The sequence below is a fragment of the Neisseria sp. P0024.S006 genome (assembly GCF_051956595.1).
GTDB lineage: Bacteria > Pseudomonadota > Gammaproteobacteria > Burkholderiales > Neisseriaceae > Neisseria.
Map to the genome: position 1 here is coordinate 97356 of NZ_JBQCXH010000004.1, position 15323 is coordinate 112678.

The window sequence follows — 15323 nt, forward strand, 5'->3', positions numbered from 1 at the left end:
TAGCGACGGCAAGATTTTTACTGCAATATGCAGTATTCTTCCTTTCGCATCACACGTCATAGCAGTCCGTTCCATCAATCGGGTTGCCCCAAGCCGACATTTGAGACATGAGTAAATCTTCTTCATCCGTCCCACTCATCCGCAGACCGTGGTTTGCCTTTTTCAGCTCCATGCGTTTTGCCGTCGCCCTGCTCAGCCTGTTGGGCGTGGCTTCGATTATCGGTACGGTCTTGCAACAAAACCAGCCGCAAGTCGATTATTTGGTGAAATTCGGCCCGTTTTGGTCGCAGATTTTCGGCTTTTTGGGTCTGTACGACGTGTACGCCTCGGCGTGGTTCGTTGTCATCATGATGTTTTTAGTGATTTCCACCGGATTATGCCTGATTCGCAATGTTCCGCCGTTTTTGCGCGAGATTCGTTCCTTCCGTGAAAACGCCAAGGAAAAATCGCTGGCAGCAATGCGCCATTCCATCGTTTTAGACGGACAGGTAACGCCCGAAGTCGCGCAACGTTATTTGGAAGTGCAGGGCTACGGCTGCAAAACCGTTACGCGTGAAGACGGTTCGGTTTTGGTGGCGGCGAAAAAAGGCGCGATGAACAAATGGGGCTATATCTTTGCCCATGCTGCGCTGATTGTGATTTGTTTGGGTGGTTTGATAGACAGCAACATCCTGCTGAAAATTGGCATGCTCACCGGCCGGGTCGTACCGGACAATACGGCGGTTTACGCCAAAGACTTTAAGCCCGAAAGCGTGTTGGGTGCGTCCAATTTGTCGTTTAGGGGCAATGTCAATATTTCGGAAGGGCAGAGCGCGGACGTAGTGTTTCTGAATGCGGATAACGGCATGCTCGTGCAAGACTTGCCGTTTTCCGTCAAATTGAAGAAATTCCATATCGACTTTTACGATACCGGTATGCCGCGCGATTTCGCCAGCGACTTGGAAGTCACGGACAAGGCAACCGGCAAAGTCAGCGAACACACCATCCGCGTCAACCATCCTTTGACGTTGCACGGTATTACGGTTTATCAGGCAAGTTTCGCTGACGGCGGCTCGGACTTGACGTTTAAAGCGTGGAATCTGGCCGATGCCGACCGCACTCCGGTCAAACTCAAAGCAACTTCCATGCGCGAGTTTCCGCTGGATTTGGGCAAGGCTTCTTATAAACTGGAATTCGACCAGTTTACTTCGATGAACGTCGAAGACATGAGCGAGCCGTCTGAAAAAGAGCAAAACCTGAAATCCGCCCTTAATGATGTCCGCTCCGTCCGTCAAGAAGGCAAAAAATACACCAATATCGGCCCGTCTATCGTTTACCGCATCCGCGACAAAGCGGGGCAGGCGGTCGAATATAAAAACTATATGTTGCCGCTGAAACAAGATGAAGACTATTTCTTCATTACCGGTACGCGCAGCGGCTTGGCGCAGCAATACCGCTGGTTGCGCATTCCGATGGATAAAAACGGTAAAATCGATACCTTTATGGCTTTGCGCCAATATTTGAAAGACGATGCGGCACGCCGTAAAACCGTTGCCAACGCCGTTAAAGGCGCACCCGCCGAAATCCGCGAGCAATTCATGGCGGCGGCGGAAAATACTTTGTCGATTTTTGCCAAAGGCGGCTATTTGGCTTTGGACAAATTTGTTACCACCAATATTCCCAAAGACCAGCAGGAAAAAATGCAGGGCTATTTCTACGAGATGCTCTATGGCGTGATGAATGCCGCTTTGGAAGACACGATCAGTACATACAACCTGCCGGCTTGGCCGCAAGACGAAAAGCGCAACCGCTTCCTGCTGCATGCAATGGACGCGTACACCGGTTTGACCGAGTATCCTGCGCCGATGTTGCTGCAATTGGACGGCTATTCCGAAGTGCGTTCTTCCGGATTGCAGATGACCCGTTCGCCGGGCGCATTCTTGGTGTATCTGGGTTCGGTATTGCTGGTGTTGGGTACGGTGTTTATGTTCTATATTCGTGAAAAACGCGCTTGGCTGCTGTTTTCAGACGGCCGTATCCGTTTTGCCATGTCTTCCAGCCGCAACGAACGCGACTTGCAGAAAGAATTTCCGCAACACACACGGCAATTGCAGCAGCTTGCCAAGGATTTGAACCATGAATAACAAACATCAGGCCTTGCCCGAGCATGAGCTTCTGACACACAAATCATTTATCCGAAACCTCAACCTCTTCGACTGGGCATTCGCACTGCTGATTGCCATCGGTGCGTTTATTGCCCAAACCCAGGCCGGTCTGCACATGGACATCTACGAAATGGTGATTTTGTGGGCGAGTGCCGGTATTGCCGTTTTTCTGGGTTGGTTTTTCAAACCGATGCGCTGGTTTATCCCTGTGGGCGTGTGTCTGGCGTATTTGGCTGTTGATTTGTATGGCGGCGACATCAAACGCGCAGACGGCTTCCTGCTCAAATACCTGTTAAGCAGCCAGTCGGCGATTATGTGGCAATGCGCGTTTGTATTCTTTGCCTTGTTTGCCTATATCGTCGGCGCGATAGCGGCGGTGCGCAAGAATGTGCCGTCCAATACGCTTTTGGGCATGGGGAGCGTGTTTGCGTGGGTTTCCGCGATGGCGGGCTTTGTCGGCCTGCTGGTACGCTGGCATGAAAGCTATCTGCTGCGTCCCGATGCCGGCCATATTCCGGTTTCCAACCTTTACGAAGTATTCATCTTGTTCTTGGTCATTACGGCGCTGATGTACCTCTATTACGAAGGCCGTTTTGCCGTACAAAAACTGGGTGGCTTTGTCTTCAGCTTTATGGCGGTCGTGGTCGGATTTGTCTTGTGGTACAGCGTTTCGCGCGAGGCTCATGCCATTCAGCCGCTGATTCCTGCTTTGCAGTCTTGGTGGATGAAAATCCACGTTCCGGCCAACTTTATCGGCTACGGCGCATTTTGTATCGCCGCCATGCTGGGTATTGCCGAACTGCTGGCGCTCAGAAAAGAAGATGCGGGCAAAAAATCATGGCTGCCGCAATCTCAAGTCATTGAAGAAGTCATGTACAAAGCGATTGCCGTCGGTTTCCTGTTCTTCACCATTGCTACCATTCTCGGCGCATTGTGGGCGGCCGACGCGTGGGGCCGCTATTGGAGCTGGGACCCGAAAGAGACTTGGGCATTCATCGTTTGGCTGAATTACGCGGTCTGGTTGCATTTGCGGCTGGTGGCAGGCTGGCGCGGCAAAGTGTTGGCTTGGTGGGCGGTCATCGGCCTGGTCATTACCGCCTTTGCCTTTATCGGCGTGAATATGTTCTTGAGCGGCCTGCATTCTTACGGCACTTTGTAAACCGCTTATTCCGCACTTTATTTCAGACGGCCTTTTTCCGTTTTCGGAGAAAACGCCGTCTGAATCGTTTTTAATCATTTTTTCAGACGGCCTCAAACCATGTTGGTATTAGGAATTGAATCATCTTGCGACGAAACCGGCGTTGCGCTCTACGATACCGAGCGCGGCCTGTTGGCGCATCATTTGCACACACAAATGGCGATGCACGCCGAATACGGCGGCGTTGTCCCCGAATTGGCCAGCCGCGACCATATCCGCCGTGTCGTGCCGTTGACGCAAGGTTGCTTGAAGGAAGCAGGCGTAGGTTATGCCGACATCGACGCGGTTGCCTTTACGCAAGGCCCGGGCTTGGGCGGCGCATTGCTGGCCGGTTCGGGCTTCGCCAATGCGTTGGCATTTGCCATCGGCAAGCCCGTTATCCCTGTCCACCATCTTGAAGGCCATTTGCTCTCGCCTTTGTTGGCAGATAATAAACCTGAATTTCCATTTGTCGCATTGCTGGTGTCGGGCGGACATACGCAATTTATGGCTGTACGCGGTATCGGCGATTACACCTTGCTGGGCGAGAGTGTGGATGATGCGGCAGGCGAGGCGTTTGACAAAACGGCCAAGCTGTTGGGTTTGCCTTATCCCGGCGGCGCCAAATTATCCGAGTTGGCCAAACTCGGTACGCCTGATGCCTTCGCATTCCCACGCCCCATGCTTCATTCACACGATTTGCAGATGAGCTTTTCCGGTTTGAAAACCGCCGTTTTGACCGCTGTCGAAAAAGTCCGTGCCGAAACCGGTTGCGATGAAATTCCGGACCAAACACGCAACGACATTTGTCGCGCCTTCCAAGATGCGGTGGTTGACGTGTTGGCGGCCAAAGCCAAAAAAGCGTTGTTGGATACTGGTTTCAGAACTTTGGTAGTTGCCGGCGGTGTGGGTGCAAACTGGAAACTGCGCGATGAATTTTCGCGCTTGACCGTCAAGATGCCGTCTGAAAAAGGCAAACCTAAGCCGCAGGAAGAAAAAATCAACGTCTATTTCCCGCCGATAGCATATTGCACCGACAACGGCGCAATGATTGCCTTTGCCGGCGCGATGCGTCTTGCCGAGCGTCAGGCTGTCGGTGCATTCAATGTCAAGCCGCGCTGGCCGCTGTCGGATATTGTGAAGCAAGGTTGATACATTAGACTGCTTCGATGTAATGAAAGGCCGTCTGAAAACCCGAAGACAGGGTTTTCAGACGGCCTTTAATGAAATAGATGTTTGCGGTAAAACTTCATTCAAAAAGATGAGTAATTTTTTCATCCGTTTTTTCTACAATATTAACTTTGATTGATTGCAAAAGGCCGTCTGAAATGACGAATTTATCCAAAGGTTTGCTGGCTGCGGTAGCGTCCAATTTGTTATTTTCCATGCTGTTTCTGTACGGTATGTGGATGAGGCCGATGACGGGGACAGAGGTGTTTGCCTGGCGCATGGTCGCCATGCTGTCGGCTTTGTGCGTGCTGATGACCATGGTCAACGGTTGGCAGGCGGCAATGCGTTTTGCTTATGGCGTCGGCCGGGATTGGAAACGATGGCTGCTGATTGTATTGCCAACGCCGATATTTGCCAGCCAGTTGTGGCTGTTTGTCTGGGGGCCGGTCAATGGGGAAGGGGTAAACATTGCCATGGGTTATTTCCTGTTTCCTTTGGCAATGATGCTGGGCGGACGGATTTGGTTTAAAGAGCGTTTGAACCGGTTGCAGAGGGTGGCGGTAATCTTGGCGTGTGCAGGCGTGGCATGTGAATTGGTGCGGTCGGGCGCGTTTTCGTGGACGACTGTATGGGTGTTCGGTACTTATCCGTTTTATTATCTGCTGCGCCGCAAGCTGGGCGTGCCTTCCTTAATCGGGCTGACCTTTGATTTGATGATGATTACGCCGTTTGCGTTGGCGTATATTGTGCTGGCAACGGATACGCCGGCGATGATTGCGGCCAAACCGGTTTTAATCTTTTTTATTGTTTTGCTGGGTTTTAATAGTGCAATATCCATGCATTTGAATTTGAAAGCGAATCAGTTGCTGCCGGTGGCAGTGTTCGGTATGTTGAGCTATTTGGAGCCTGTATTGCTTTTTATTGTGTCGATTGTGTGGCTGGGCGAGCCGGTACAAGGCGGCGCATTGATCGGCTACGGGCTGATTTGGTCGGGATTGTGCGTGATGATTGCCAATGGCCTGTTGGGAATGAAGAAAGAAAAGAAATGGGCAAAGCTTGGTTGATGGATTGAGGCCGTCTGAAAATGATTTGATCAATATTTTCAGACGGCCTTTGATATTGAAAGGGATGTATTGGATACGTTCCTTTTGTTTTACCAGCTTTGGGCAATACGGTCGGCTTCTTGCAGGCGCTCGACTGTGCCGACGTCCAACCAAAGGCCGTTGTGGTGTTCGCCGCTGATTTGGTTTTGGCTCATGGCTTGACGCAACAGAGGGGCAAGCTTGGCAGCCTGGTGTGCCGGGGTGTCTTTGAAAAGCGCGGGATGATAAACGCCCACGCCGCTGAAAGTCAGGGCTTGGCCGTCTGTGGATGATGCGGATACCAGGCCGTCTGAAAGCAGGCCGAAGTCGCCTTCAGGATGATGGGGCGGATTGTCCACTAACCACAAATGGGCGAGAAGGTTGTGTTCCTGTATGCGCTGTGCAGCCAGTCGTGCAGCTTGGAAATCAATGTCGGTCAACACGTCGCCATTGACGACCAAAAACGGCTCGTTGCCCAAAAGCGGCAGGGCGGTGGCAATGCCTCCTGCAGTTTCCAGGCCTCCGGCACGCTCGGGAGAATAGGCAATGTGTACGCTGTAGGCTGAACCGTCTTTCAATGTATCTTCGATTTGTTGGCCAAGCCAGGCATGGTTGATGACGATTTCAGTGAAACCGGCCTTCCGCAGGCGGCGTAAGTGCCAGCCGATAAGCGGCGTACCTGCCACTTCGAGTAAAGGTTTGGGCGTGTGGTCGGTTAGGGGGCGCATGCGTTCGCCGCGGCCGGCGGCCAATATCATTGCTTTCATGGGTGTGCCTATAATGTGTGAAACAGAAAAAGTCTCAGGCCGTCTGAAAAAATGAAACCGATGTTTCAGACGGCCTGAGACCTTTATTTATGCCAAAGATTTGAATTGCCTACGGAAATACAGCAATGCCGGCGCTTGCGCGTCGGTATTGCGGATTTCGTTGATCTGAACGAAAAAGACGTAATGTGTGCCGATTTCGCGTTGATCGACAATACTGCCGTGCAGGTGCGCCAGCGCGCCTTCGACTTCGAGCTGTCCGGTTTGCCCTCTATGCCAAATATGGTATTCGAAGCGTTCTTCGGGCGAGAGGTCGGTCAGTCCGGCAAAGTGTTCGGCAACATCCTGCTGGCTGTCGTTGAGCGTGTTGATACACAAATCGCGGTTGCCCTGTAGGATGGGGATGATGGCGGATTGGCGGTTGATGCACAGCATGACCGTCGGCGGCTCGTCGGTAACGGCAGTGACGGCAGTCATGGTAATGCCATAGCGCCCTGCTTCACCGTCTGTCGTGATAACGTGTACACCGGCGGCACAGGAGGCCATGGCATCTCGGAAGGATCTCTTGAGTGTGTGTGTTGAATCTGTCATCCGGCTCGCTTTATTTTAATGCCTGTTCGATTTTTGCCAGCTCTGCCAAGAGTTCTTTGAGTTGTGCCATTTTTTCTTTGGAAAGGACTTTTTCAATTGCGTCATAGCGCTCGTCAACCAATGCGCCGGTGGACTCATAGAGTTTCTCGCCTTCGGGCGTCAGTTTCAGATAAACGCGGCGTTGGTCGTTGGAAGGCTTCAGGCGCACGGCCAAACCTGCTTTTTCCAAGCGGGTCAGAATGCCGGTCAGGCTGGGACGGAGGATGCAGGCCTGATTGGCCAAATCTTGAAAGTCGAGAGTGCCGTTTTCCGCTAAGAGCCGGATGATACGCCATTGCTGGTCAGTAATATTGGCTTGGTTCAGAATAGGGCGGAATTGGGTCATCAATGCTTCCCTTGCCTGAATCAGACCGATATTGATAGATGCATGTTTAGATTGGTTGGGCATTACTAAGTCTCCGGGGTTATCAAAAATCAAACCGTTGAAGCGTGAGGTAAATTAATAAAGGCGAATATTGCTGTTTTAAGGCTGCCGTCGGCAACCGGATCTATGGGAACAAAAGCATCACGGCCACAATATTAGATGAAGATCTCTAACAGTTTGTTTTGATAATAATGTTTCCAATTGTTCTTATGGTTATATCTTAGTCTATTTTCTTTATAATCTCAACAAAATCATATGTTATCGGGAAAGAGATAGTTTATTTATTTATGAAATGGAATAGGGTGAATATATTCGGCGGAGATGATTCTTTGGATTTTCTATTTTTAGTGGATTTTCAATGAATTTAGCCGAAGATGTCTGCTAAGTAAATTCTGATTTTTAAGCCGATGTAGCTGGAAAGTCCGGATGTGTGATGAATCATTTTTCCATCTTTTAATATGATAATGGTCGGTGTGACGGCGATATTCCATTTTTGGGCCATCAGGCCGTCTGAATCGTTGACGTTTGGAAAGGATAGATTGTTTTCTTGCATATGGCGGGCAATATCATTGTCGTTTCCGGAGCGTAAGGCTACGCCCAGAGTCGGAATATTGTCTTGATGCAGTTTTTCTATGGTCGGTGATGTGTATGAGCAAATACCGCACCAGCTACCCCAAAAGTAAACAACGGCAACACGGTTCTGGCTGAAGGATTGGAGGGAGGTGGTTTGTCCGTTGGTTAGCGTGAGGGTTTGCGCTGCTGATTGCAAGGGTTGGTCGGGTTTGCGTACCCAGTCGACAATCAAGGAGAGAAAGATGAAAATAATCACGGCCTGAAGCAATGATTTGGCGTAGTGGAGCAGGGTTTTCGTCATGTATTTGCCGTGAAAAAAAGATTGAATGATTGTTTGATAAATGAAAAAAGCCTTGCAGAGCAAGGCTTTTGATTCGATTCTGAAAACGTATTAACGTTTGGAGAATTGTTTTGCACGACGTGCTTTGCGCAAACCTGGTTTTTTACGTTCAACTTCACGAGCATCGCGAGTAACGAAGCCTGCTTGAGACAGAGCTGGTTTCAGGGCTGCGTCGAAGTCGATCAGGGCGCGGGTGATGCCGTGACGGATAGCGCCGGATTGACCGGTTTCGCCGCCGCCAGTTACGTTAACTTTGATGTCGAAAGATTCGGCATTTTCAGTCAGAACCAGAGGTTGACGTACAACCATGCGGCTGGTTTCACGTGCGAAGAATTCGTCAACGGGACGGCCGTTTACGATGATTTGGCCGGTACCTTTAGTCAAGAATACACGAGCCACTGAACTTTTGCGGCGGCCTGTGCCGTAGTAGTATTTACCGTTCATGTCGTGTCCTTATTATTTCAGTTCCAAAACTTTAGGTTGTTGTGCAGCGTGGCCGTGTTCGGCACCGGCGTACACTTTCAGTTTTTTGATCATGGCGTAGCCCAGAGGACCTTTAGGCAACATGCCTTTTACGGCTTGTTCCAAAGCGCGGCCAGGGAATTGCTCTTGCATTTCGCGGAAAGTGCGCTCGTAGATGCCGCCTGGGAAACCAGAGTGACGGAAGTATTTTTTGTCTTCGAATTTAGCACCGGTCACGCGCAGTTTGTCTGCATTGATGACGATGATGTAGTCGCCGGTATCAACGTGAGGGGTGTATTCGGGTTTGTGTTTGCCGCGCAGACGGTGTGCGACTTCGGCTGCGACACGACCCAGAACTTTGTCTTCTGCGTCAATGACGAACCATTCGCGCTTCACCTCATGGGGTTTTGCAGAGAAGGTTTTCATGGTTGGAATCCAGATATATATAGAAAGTTATGGATTTTAAAGAGGAGATTGGTTTTTGTCAATCTTAATTGAGCGTGTTTGATGCATGAATATGCGGTTTTTTCAGACGGCCGGAAATCTTTACGAAAGTCTTTACTCGGAAAGGGGAAAGCCACACCTCTCGGTATGGCTTTTTTAGGGAATCCCCACGAGTGCCGTTTAGGCTGAATCCGCTTGAACCTTGCTGACAAGGCGGTCACCTCGGGTAGTTTCGGGTGCGTCCGGCAAACGGACGCTCGCGCCCACTACAGCTCCCGGCAACCTAAAGCGAACGTATTGGTTCAAAGGAATATATGCCTTCGCGAACACCGCAGGGAAAAGGGGAAATTAGTTTTGCTCCAAGCGCGCCAGTGCTTTTTGGCACGCGTTGTTCATGTCGGTTATTTTACGCTCAAATTCACCGATTGCCAAATCGTCGTTGAGGGTGGTTTTTAAGAGGTCGTGTACGACGTTGAGGGCTGCCATGACGACGATTTTGTCCGTGCCGACGATGCGGCCGCTTTCTTTAATCGCGTCGCTTTTTTTGTTGAGCATTTCAACGGCTTGCAGGAGGGTGGCTTTTTCTTCACTCGGCGTGTTGATGGTGAAGTTGACATTCATGATGTCGAGATTGACTTGTTCGATACTCACGGGGTGTCCTTTTATTGTTGTGTTTCTTGGGGCAGTCGGGCAATGAGGCTGCGGATTTGGTCTGCGCTTTGGGCCAGTGCGTTGCGGTAGTTTTCTTTTTCGACGGTCAGGCTGTCAATTTTGCTTTGCAGGTCTTCTTTGAGTTTGCCGACTTGAACCAGCAAGGCTTCGCTGAGTTCGTCAATGGCCGCGTCGTGTTGGCGTTTTTGTTGCTCTTGCTCGAGTTTGAGTCTGTCGATTTCTTCATTGAGGCGGCGGTTTTCTGACACCAGCGTTTCAAATTTTTGGACAAGTTGGTAAACGTTGATTTCCAGATTGTTCAATGATTGGTTCATGTATTTCCCTTCAGACGGCCTGATGGCCGTCATATTGTGCGTCAGGCCGTCTGAATGGCAGACGGCGCGACCGTTTATTCGAAGCGCGCGCTTCGTTCCATCAGTCGTTCAACGACTTGCTGCGGGGTCATTTCTTTGCGGATGAGTTGCAGCAGGGTTTGGGTGATGGGCATATCGATTTGGTATTTGGCGGCGGTATTGAAGACTTCTTCGATGGTGCTGACGCCTTCGGAAACGTGGCCGATTTCGACAAGTACTTGATGCAATTCTTTGCCTTCTGCAAGGCCGAGGCCGACGCGGCGGTTGCGCGAGAGTGCGCCGGTACAGGTCAGGATAAGGTCGCCGATGCCGGCCAAACCCATCATGGTTTTGGGTTGCGCGCCCATGGCGATGGCAAGGCGGGTAATTTCGGCGAGGCCACGCGTTACTAGGGCTGCGCGTGCATTGAGGCCGTATTCGAGGCCGTCTGAAAGGCCGGTGGCAATCGCCATGACGTTTTTAACGGCACCGCCCACGGCAACGCCGATGACGTCGGTGCTGCCGTACAGGCGCATTACGTTGGTGTTCAGTTGGGCGGTGGTTTCTTCCACCCATTCTTTGTTTTCGGAGGCGAGAACGACGGCGCAAGGCAGTTGGGCGGCCAGTTCTTGGGCAAAGCTCGGGCCTGAGAGAACGCCGATTTTTTTATTGTTTGGCAGGACTTCTTTCAGTACTTGGAAAGTCAAAAGGCCGGTATCTTGTTCAAAACCTTTGCAGGCTGCGAGAACGGGAATATCGGCGGCGTTATGCTGTTTGAGCAGCTCGGCGCTGCTTCTGAGGCCGGCTACGGAGGTAACGATCAAGGCAAGTTGGCTGTCTTTCAGCGCTTCACCCAAATCGGCATAAACGTTCAGGGACTCGGGGAAAGGGAAGCCGGGCAGGCCGCGTTTGTTTTCGCGGTCTGCTTGCAGGGTGCGGATTTGGTCGGGATTGCGTGTCCAAAGGGCGACTTCATTGTTGTGGTGCGCAAAGTGCAACGCGAGAGCTGTACCCCACGAACCTGCGCCGATGACGGTAATTTTCATGTTTCTCTTCCATATGGGAACGGGGCTTACTTTAAAACAAACGGCTTTGGGGTGCAAGGGCGGCGTTTGTGAAAAACATTTTGTGCCGTTTAAAAAGCCTCAGGCCGTCTGAAAGTTCAGACGGCCTGCTTCGGTTTATGATTTATTGTTGCCGGAATGGTAGGCATCGTAGGCGTAGTAGTCGTAGCTGTTGTTGGCTTCGCGCTTCATGCCGTTGAGGACGACACCTTTGATGTTGATGTGGTTTTGTTTGAGGCGTTCGACGCTGGCCTCAAGCTCTCGTGCACGGGTGTGTGCATAACGGCTGATCATCAGGACGGTGCCGGCATGTTGGCCGATGATGACGGCGTCGGTCACGGCCAATACGGGCGGCGTGTCCAAGATGACGTAATCGTAGCGTTGGCGTGCGTGGGCGAGCAACTCGTTGAAGCGGTTGTCCATCAAAAGTTCGGACGGATTGCTGGGATAGCTGCCGCTGCTGATGAGGTGGAGGTTTTCAATGCCGGTCTCTTGTACGGCTTTGGCCGGAGCCGCTTTGCCGCTTAGGATGTCGGACAAGCCGAACTCGGGGGTAAGGCCGAAGAGTCGGTCAAGATAGCCTTTGCGCATATCGGTATCGATAAGCAGAACGCGTTTGCCCGACTGCGCCATTACAGCGGCAAGGTTGGCGGAGATAAAGGACTTGCCTGCTTCAGGCGCGGCGCCGGTAATCATGAGGACGTTGTTGGGCGCGTCCAGCATGGAGAAGTAGATATTGGTGCGCAGGGCGCGGATGGCTTCGACGGCCGTGTCGGTACGGTCTTCGCTGGCCAGCAGATAGTTGGAACGGCCGCCGGTTTTTTTGAATTTGTTTTTGAAGAAGTCTCGTTTTTGCTGGGTTTTGGAATGCGGAACAAGAGCGACGACTTCCAAATTGAGGTTTTCGATTTCTTCGGATGAAGTGATGCCGTTTTTCATGCGGTTGCGAATCATCAGCCATAAAGCGGTTAACGAGCCTGCGGCAAGTGCGCTCAGGAGCGTGATGACGGCTTTGCGCGGTGCAACCGGGTTTTCAGGGACGTAAGCATAATCGACGATGCGGACATTGCCTTGCGCACTGGCTTTCATGATGTTGAGCTCTTGTTGTTTGCTCAACAGTTGGACGTAGGTTGCTTGGTTGGTCTCTACATCGCGGGTCAGGCGGATGACTTCTTGTTGGGTATTGGGCAATTCGGCGATTTGTTGGTTGATTTTGTTTTTGGCGCGTTCGAGGACGGAGAGTTTGTCCAATACGGCTTTATAGGAAGGGTGTTCCGGCGTGTACAGCTCGGCCAAACCTGCTTCTTCGGTTTTGAGCAGGGTAATTTGGGTCTCGATGCCGGTCAGGCTTTCCAATGCGCCTTTTGACTCGAGCGGAATGTCGAGGGAGCCTGATTGTTGGCGGTAGGCATTGAGTTTGTTTTCAGCGTCTTGCAAGGTTTCTTTCAAGCGTGGCAATTCTTCGCTGATGAAAGCCAAGCCGCTGGATGCGACTTGGACGTCGCGTTCGCGGTTTTGCGCAACATAGTTGTCGGCAATGCTGTTGAGGATGACGCTGGTGCGTTTAGGGTCGGTGCCGGTAAAGGTAAGGTTGATGATGGGGCTGGTTTTACCTTTGCTGATGACCGCCAGTTTGCTTTGGATGTTTTCGATGGCGCTGATGCGTGAGAACTTGGTCAACGCAAACTCTTGGCCCGGATCGGCCAGGATTTGATCGATTTTGAGGATGGTTTGGTTGTTGATTTTCAGAGGCACGCCGACCTTGCCTTCGACAACGTGTTTGTCGGGAAGGGTGAGGGTATAGGCTTTGTTGTTTTTGACGGTCAGCGTGAAGGTTTTGTTGAACCATTCTTCTTGTACGGTAAAGTTGCCGACGGTCAGTTTGGGATTGGGGTTGCCGCTGAGATTGTGCATCAGGCTGCCGATAACGGGCGTGTATTTGGCTTTGACTTCTTGGTCGAGTTGGAGGTCGTCAACGGTTTTACCCAGCACCAGTCGTGATTGAACCAGCTCGACTTCTGCTTCAGACGGCGTGGTTTGGTTGTTGAAGATGCTGTTGATTTCGGTCAGGATTTGGTTTTGTCGCGTTTCGATTTCCAGCATGGCATCAGCGCGGTATTGCGGGGTGGATGCCAGGCTGAAGGCTGCGCCGAGTATGCCGCCTGCAAGCAGGGCGGCGAGGATTTTGTATTTGTGCATCCAAATGACGCGGAGCTGTTGGCCGAAGTCGATTTCGTCGTTGTCTGCGCTATAAGGTGTGTAGGTCGTTTTTTTCATTGCTTGCTTTCTTGTTCATGCCGGTTTTATACCGGTTGAGTTTTTCCGTTTAGTTTGGTTTTCCAAGTGTCTGCGGCAGCATTGAGCTGTTCGAAAACGGCTTCAAACATTTCGCTGCTTTGTTTGTATGGGTCAGGTACGGTTTTCTTCGGCAACCATTGGGCAAACAGCATGGTTTTGCTGCGTGCCGGCGGATGGATGTCGGCCACCATGTCGATTTGACAGGGCTCCATGACGAGAATCAAATCGGCCTGTTCGCACATTTGGGCGGTCAGTTGGCGTGCCGTATGGCCTGCAACGATAACGCCGTGTTTGAGTGCGGTTTTGATGGCTTGGAAATCGGCATCCTTACCTGCCAGTGCTTTTATGCCGGCGCTGCTGATGCGGTGGCCGGGTAGTTTTTTCTGCATAATCCGCTCTGCGGTGGGGGAGCGGCAGATGTTGCCTAGGCAGACGATGAGTATGTTGTGGTACATGATATTGTTTCGGTTTATGGTCTGAAAAAAGCGTGAGTCAGACTATAAGGTACTGCTTTTCCGTTTGTGCGGTGTGTACGGCTTTTATATGCCGTTTATGTAATTTGGTCGGATTGTGCGTGATTTTGTATCCTGCTGTCAAACGGGGTCTGACAGCAGGAACCACTGCTTATTTAAACGTATTGTCGAGGGTGTTGACGTTGCTGATGGAGTTGGTAATTTGTGACATTACGCGGTTCCAACGGGTAACCGGGGCGGAGGTAACGTAAACGGTGTCTTCCGAACGCAGTTTGAATTCGCTGCCCAGTGCGTAAGAGGTCGCATCTTTCAGGTTGAGCTGGTAGATGTGGATAGGTTTGGCCGCATCTTCAGGTACGCGGCGGATCACGAATACGCCGGTTGCATCCGCATAGGCTTGGTTCATGCCGCCCACTTCGCCGAGCGCTTGGGTCAGGTTGAGGCCGTGGTTGCCGATCGGCAGGGTCGCTTGTTTGCCGACTTCGCCCATGATGTAGATTTTGTTGTTGCTGCTGTTAGGAACGTAAACGATGTCGCCATGGCTGAGGAGGTGGTTTTGCGACATATCGCCGTATTGCAGCATATTTTGCAGGGAAATGGTGCGGTCAACGCCGTTGTGCGTCCATTTGATGTGCTGGGTGTCGGCGCTTTGGGTAACGCCGCCGGCTTGGTTGATGGCATCCAAAATGGTCATCGGGATATTGGTAATCGGTAATTGGCCGGCTTGGTTGATGGCGCCGGAAACGGAAACGCGTTGCGAGCGGAACTCGGTAACGTTGATGGCGACTTGAGGGTTTTTGATGTAGCGTCTTAAAAGGTTGGTCAAGATGTTTTGCAATTCGTCCAAAGTTTTGCCTTTGGCTTGGATTTTGCCTGCCAATGGGTAAGTGATGTAACCGCCCTCATCCACCCAGGCGCCGCGGCTGACTTGGTTGGTTTGCGGGTTGCTTTGCTGGATGGGGGAGTTGAGGTCGGAATGCGCCCAAACCATGATGTTGAGGACGTCGCCGCTGCCGATGCGGTAGCGGTAAGCGCTTTTGCTTTGCTCCAAGCCTTGGTTGGCTTGGGAAAGTACGGGCGGCGTACGCATTTTTTCAATCAGGTTGGGCGTGATGGGGTAAACGGCAACGCGGCTGTCGAGGTTGGTATCGGCTGCGGTGTCGTTGTCGGTGTAAACAATGGTTTTGGTTCGGGTTTTGATGGTCGAACCGGGAATGACTGTCGTGCTGTTACAGGCAGCCAGTGCAAATAGAGTAAGCAGGGAGAGCGTTTTTTTCATGTAGTAGTCCTTGCAGTATGGTGTCCGGGCCGTC

At 51.5% G+C, this 15323-nt stretch carries 16 protein-coding genes and 1 other RNA gene; 4 read left to right on the forward strand and 13 right to left on the reverse strand.

What is annotated here, in order from left to right:
* The first annotated feature begins 170 nt into the window (after window positions 1-170).
* From ACTHUF_RS08245 to rarD, 4 genes are all read left to right on the forward strand, one after another.
* A complete protein-coding gene (locus ACTHUF_RS08245) occupies window positions 171-2123 on the forward strand; it encodes a cytochrome c biogenesis protein ResB (protein WP_315093103.1) in 1953 nt (650 codons plus the stop codon).
* Window positions 2116-3303, forward strand: coding sequence for a c-type cytochrome biogenesis protein CcsB (gene ccsB / locus ACTHUF_RS08250; RefSeq protein WP_315092816.1), 1188 nt, complete (start codon window positions 2116-2118; stop codon window positions 3301-3303). The genes ACTHUF_RS08245 and ccsB overlap by 8 nt, the downstream gene beginning before the upstream one ends.
* 99 nt (window positions 3304-3402) lie before the next feature.
* Window positions 3403-4473, forward strand: a complete 1071-nt coding sequence (gene tsaD / locus ACTHUF_RS08255; RefSeq protein WP_315092818.1) for a tRNA (adenosine(37)-N6)-threonylcarbamoyltransferase complex transferase subunit TsaD — start codon at window positions 3403-3405, stop codon at window positions 4471-4473.
* A gap of 176 nt (window positions 4474-4649) precedes the next feature.
* Window positions 4650-5555 (forward strand): EamA family transporter RarD, encoded by a 906-nt coding sequence (rarD, locus tag ACTHUF_RS08260; RefSeq protein ID WP_315092820.1) that lies wholly within the window; start codon window positions 4650-4652, stop codon window positions 5553-5555.
* An 89-nt stretch (window positions 5556-5644) separates the two neighbouring features.
* Here the strand turns inward: rarD and murU are convergent, their stop codons facing one another.
* The 13 genes from murU to ACTHUF_RS08325 all read right to left on the reverse strand — a co-directional run bounded on the left by murU (window position 5645) and on the right by ACTHUF_RS08325 (window position 15289).
* Complete coding sequence (gene murU / locus ACTHUF_RS08265) at window positions 5645-6340, reverse strand: N-acetylmuramate alpha-1-phosphate uridylyltransferase MurU (RefSeq protein ID WP_315092821.1); 696 nt, start codon at window positions 6338-6340, stop codon at window positions 5645-5647.
* Between the two features lie 87 nt (window positions 6341-6427).
* Window positions 6428-6928, reverse strand: coding sequence for a 4-hydroxyphenylacetate 3-monooxygenase, reductase component (hpaC, locus tag ACTHUF_RS08270; protein WP_049322621.1), 501 nt, complete (start codon window positions 6926-6928; stop codon window positions 6428-6430).
* A gap of 10 nt (window positions 6929-6938) precedes the next feature.
* A complete protein-coding gene (gene hpaR / locus ACTHUF_RS08275) occupies window positions 6939-7376 on the reverse strand; it encodes a homoprotocatechuate degradation operon regulator HpaR (protein WP_003681518.1) in 438 nt (145 codons plus the stop codon).
* 340 nt (window positions 7377-7716) lie between these two features.
* A complete protein-coding gene (locus tag ACTHUF_RS08280) occupies window positions 7717-8226 on the reverse strand; it encodes a protein disulfide oxidoreductase (RefSeq protein WP_315092823.1) in 510 nt (169 codons plus the stop codon).
* A gap of 90 nt (window positions 8227-8316) precedes the next feature.
* Window positions 8317-8709, reverse strand: a complete 393-nt coding sequence (gene rpsI / locus ACTHUF_RS08285) for a 30S ribosomal protein S9 (protein ID WP_003681515.1) — start codon at window positions 8707-8709, stop codon at window positions 8317-8319.
* A 12-nt stretch (window positions 8710-8721) separates the two neighbouring features.
* Complete coding sequence (rplM, locus tag ACTHUF_RS08290; RefSeq protein WP_003684605.1) at window positions 8722-9153, reverse strand: 50S ribosomal protein L13; 432 nt, start codon at window positions 9151-9153, stop codon at window positions 8722-8724.
* A gap of 178 nt (window positions 9154-9331) precedes the next feature.
* Window positions 9332-9512: non-coding RNA, 6S RNA (gene ssrS / locus ACTHUF_RS08295), on the reverse strand.
* A gap of 7 nt (window positions 9513-9519) precedes the next feature.
* A complete protein-coding gene (locus tag ACTHUF_RS08300) occupies window positions 9520-9822 on the reverse strand; it encodes a cell division protein ZapA (protein WP_003681511.1) in 303 nt (100 codons plus the stop codon).
* A gap of 11 nt (window positions 9823-9833) precedes the next feature.
* Window positions 9834-10157: a hypothetical protein gene (locus ACTHUF_RS08305; protein ID WP_036492772.1), complete on the reverse strand. Its 324-nt coding sequence runs from the start codon at window positions 10155-10157 to the stop codon at window positions 9834-9836.
* A 74-nt stretch (window positions 10158-10231) separates the two neighbouring features.
* Window positions 10232-11221: an NAD(P)H-dependent glycerol-3-phosphate dehydrogenase gene (locus ACTHUF_RS08310; protein ID WP_254343561.1), complete on the reverse strand. Its 990-nt coding sequence runs from the start codon at window positions 11219-11221 to the stop codon at window positions 10232-10234.
* 135 nt (window positions 11222-11356) lie between these two features.
* On the reverse strand, window positions 11357-13516 hold the full coding sequence (locus tag ACTHUF_RS08315; protein WP_315092827.1) for a polysaccharide biosynthesis tyrosine autokinase: 2160 nt from the start codon (window positions 13514-13516) through the stop codon (window positions 11357-11359).
* A gap of 26 nt (window positions 13517-13542) precedes the next feature.
* On the reverse strand, window positions 13543-13992 hold the full coding sequence (locus tag ACTHUF_RS08320) for a low molecular weight protein-tyrosine-phosphatase (protein WP_004520878.1): 450 nt from the start codon (window positions 13990-13992) through the stop codon (window positions 13543-13545).
* 169 nt (window positions 13993-14161) lie between these two features.
* Complete coding sequence (locus ACTHUF_RS08325) at window positions 14162-15289, reverse strand: polysaccharide export protein (RefSeq protein WP_070836772.1); 1128 nt, start codon at window positions 15287-15289, stop codon at window positions 14162-14164.
* Window positions 15290-15323 lie beyond the last annotated feature (34 nt).

What these genes read in the sequence shown, in the direction of transcription:
- ACTHUF_RS08310 (WP_254343561.1), bottom strand. Translation starts at nt 11,221, where the DNA reads ATGAAAATTACCGTCATCGGCGCAGGTTCGTGGGGTACAGCTCTCGCG.
- rpsI (WP_003681515.1), bottom strand. Translation starts at nt 8,709, where the DNA reads ATGAACGGTAAATACTACTACGGCACAGGCCGCCGCAAAAGTTCAGTG.
- tsaD (WP_315092818.1), top strand. Translation starts at nt 3,403, where the DNA reads ATGTTGGTATTAGGAATTGAATCATCTTGCGACGAAACCGGCGTTGCG.
- ACTHUF_RS08245 (WP_315093103.1), top strand. Translation starts at nt 171, where the DNA reads ATGCGTTTTGCCGTCGCCCTGCTCAGCCTGTTGGGCGTGGCTTCGATT.
- ACTHUF_RS08305 (WP_036492772.1), bottom strand. Translation starts at nt 10,157, where the DNA reads ATGAACCAATCATTGAACAATCTGGAAATCAACGTTTACCAACTTGTC.
- hpaR (WP_003681518.1), bottom strand. Translation starts at nt 7,376, where the DNA reads ATGCCCAACCAATCTAAACATGCATCTATCAATATCGGTCTGATTCAG.
- ACTHUF_RS08315 (WP_315092827.1), bottom strand. Translation starts at nt 13,516, where the DNA reads ATGAAAAAAACGACCTACACACCTTATAGCGCAGACAACGACGAAATC.
- rplM (WP_003684605.1), bottom strand. Translation starts at nt 9,153, where the DNA reads ATGAAAACCTTCTCTGCAAAACCCCATGAGGTGAAGCGCGAATGGTTC.
- ACTHUF_RS08320 (WP_004520878.1), bottom strand. Translation starts at nt 13,992, where the DNA reads ATGTACCACAACATACTCATCGTCTGCCTAGGCAACATCTGCCGCTCC.
- murU (WP_315092821.1), bottom strand. Translation starts at nt 6,340, where the DNA reads ATGAAAGCAATGATATTGGCCGCCGGCCGCGGCGAACGCATGCGCCCC.
- ccsB (WP_315092816.1), top strand. Translation starts at nt 2,116, where the DNA reads ATGAATAACAAACATCAGGCCTTGCCCGAGCATGAGCTTCTGACACAC.
- hpaC (WP_049322621.1), bottom strand. Translation starts at nt 6,928, where the DNA reads ATGACAGATTCAACACACACACTCAAGAGATCCTTCCGAGATGCCATG.
- ACTHUF_RS08325 (WP_070836772.1), bottom strand. Translation starts at nt 15,289, where the DNA reads ATGAAAAAAACGCTCTCCCTGCTTACTCTATTTGCACTGGCTGCCTGT.
- ACTHUF_RS08280 (WP_315092823.1), bottom strand. Translation starts at nt 8,226, where the DNA reads ATGACGAAAACCCTGCTCCACTACGCCAAATCATTGCTTCAGGCCGTG.
- rarD (WP_315092820.1), top strand. Translation starts at nt 4,650, where the DNA reads ATGACGAATTTATCCAAAGGTTTGCTGGCTGCGGTAGCGTCCAATTTG.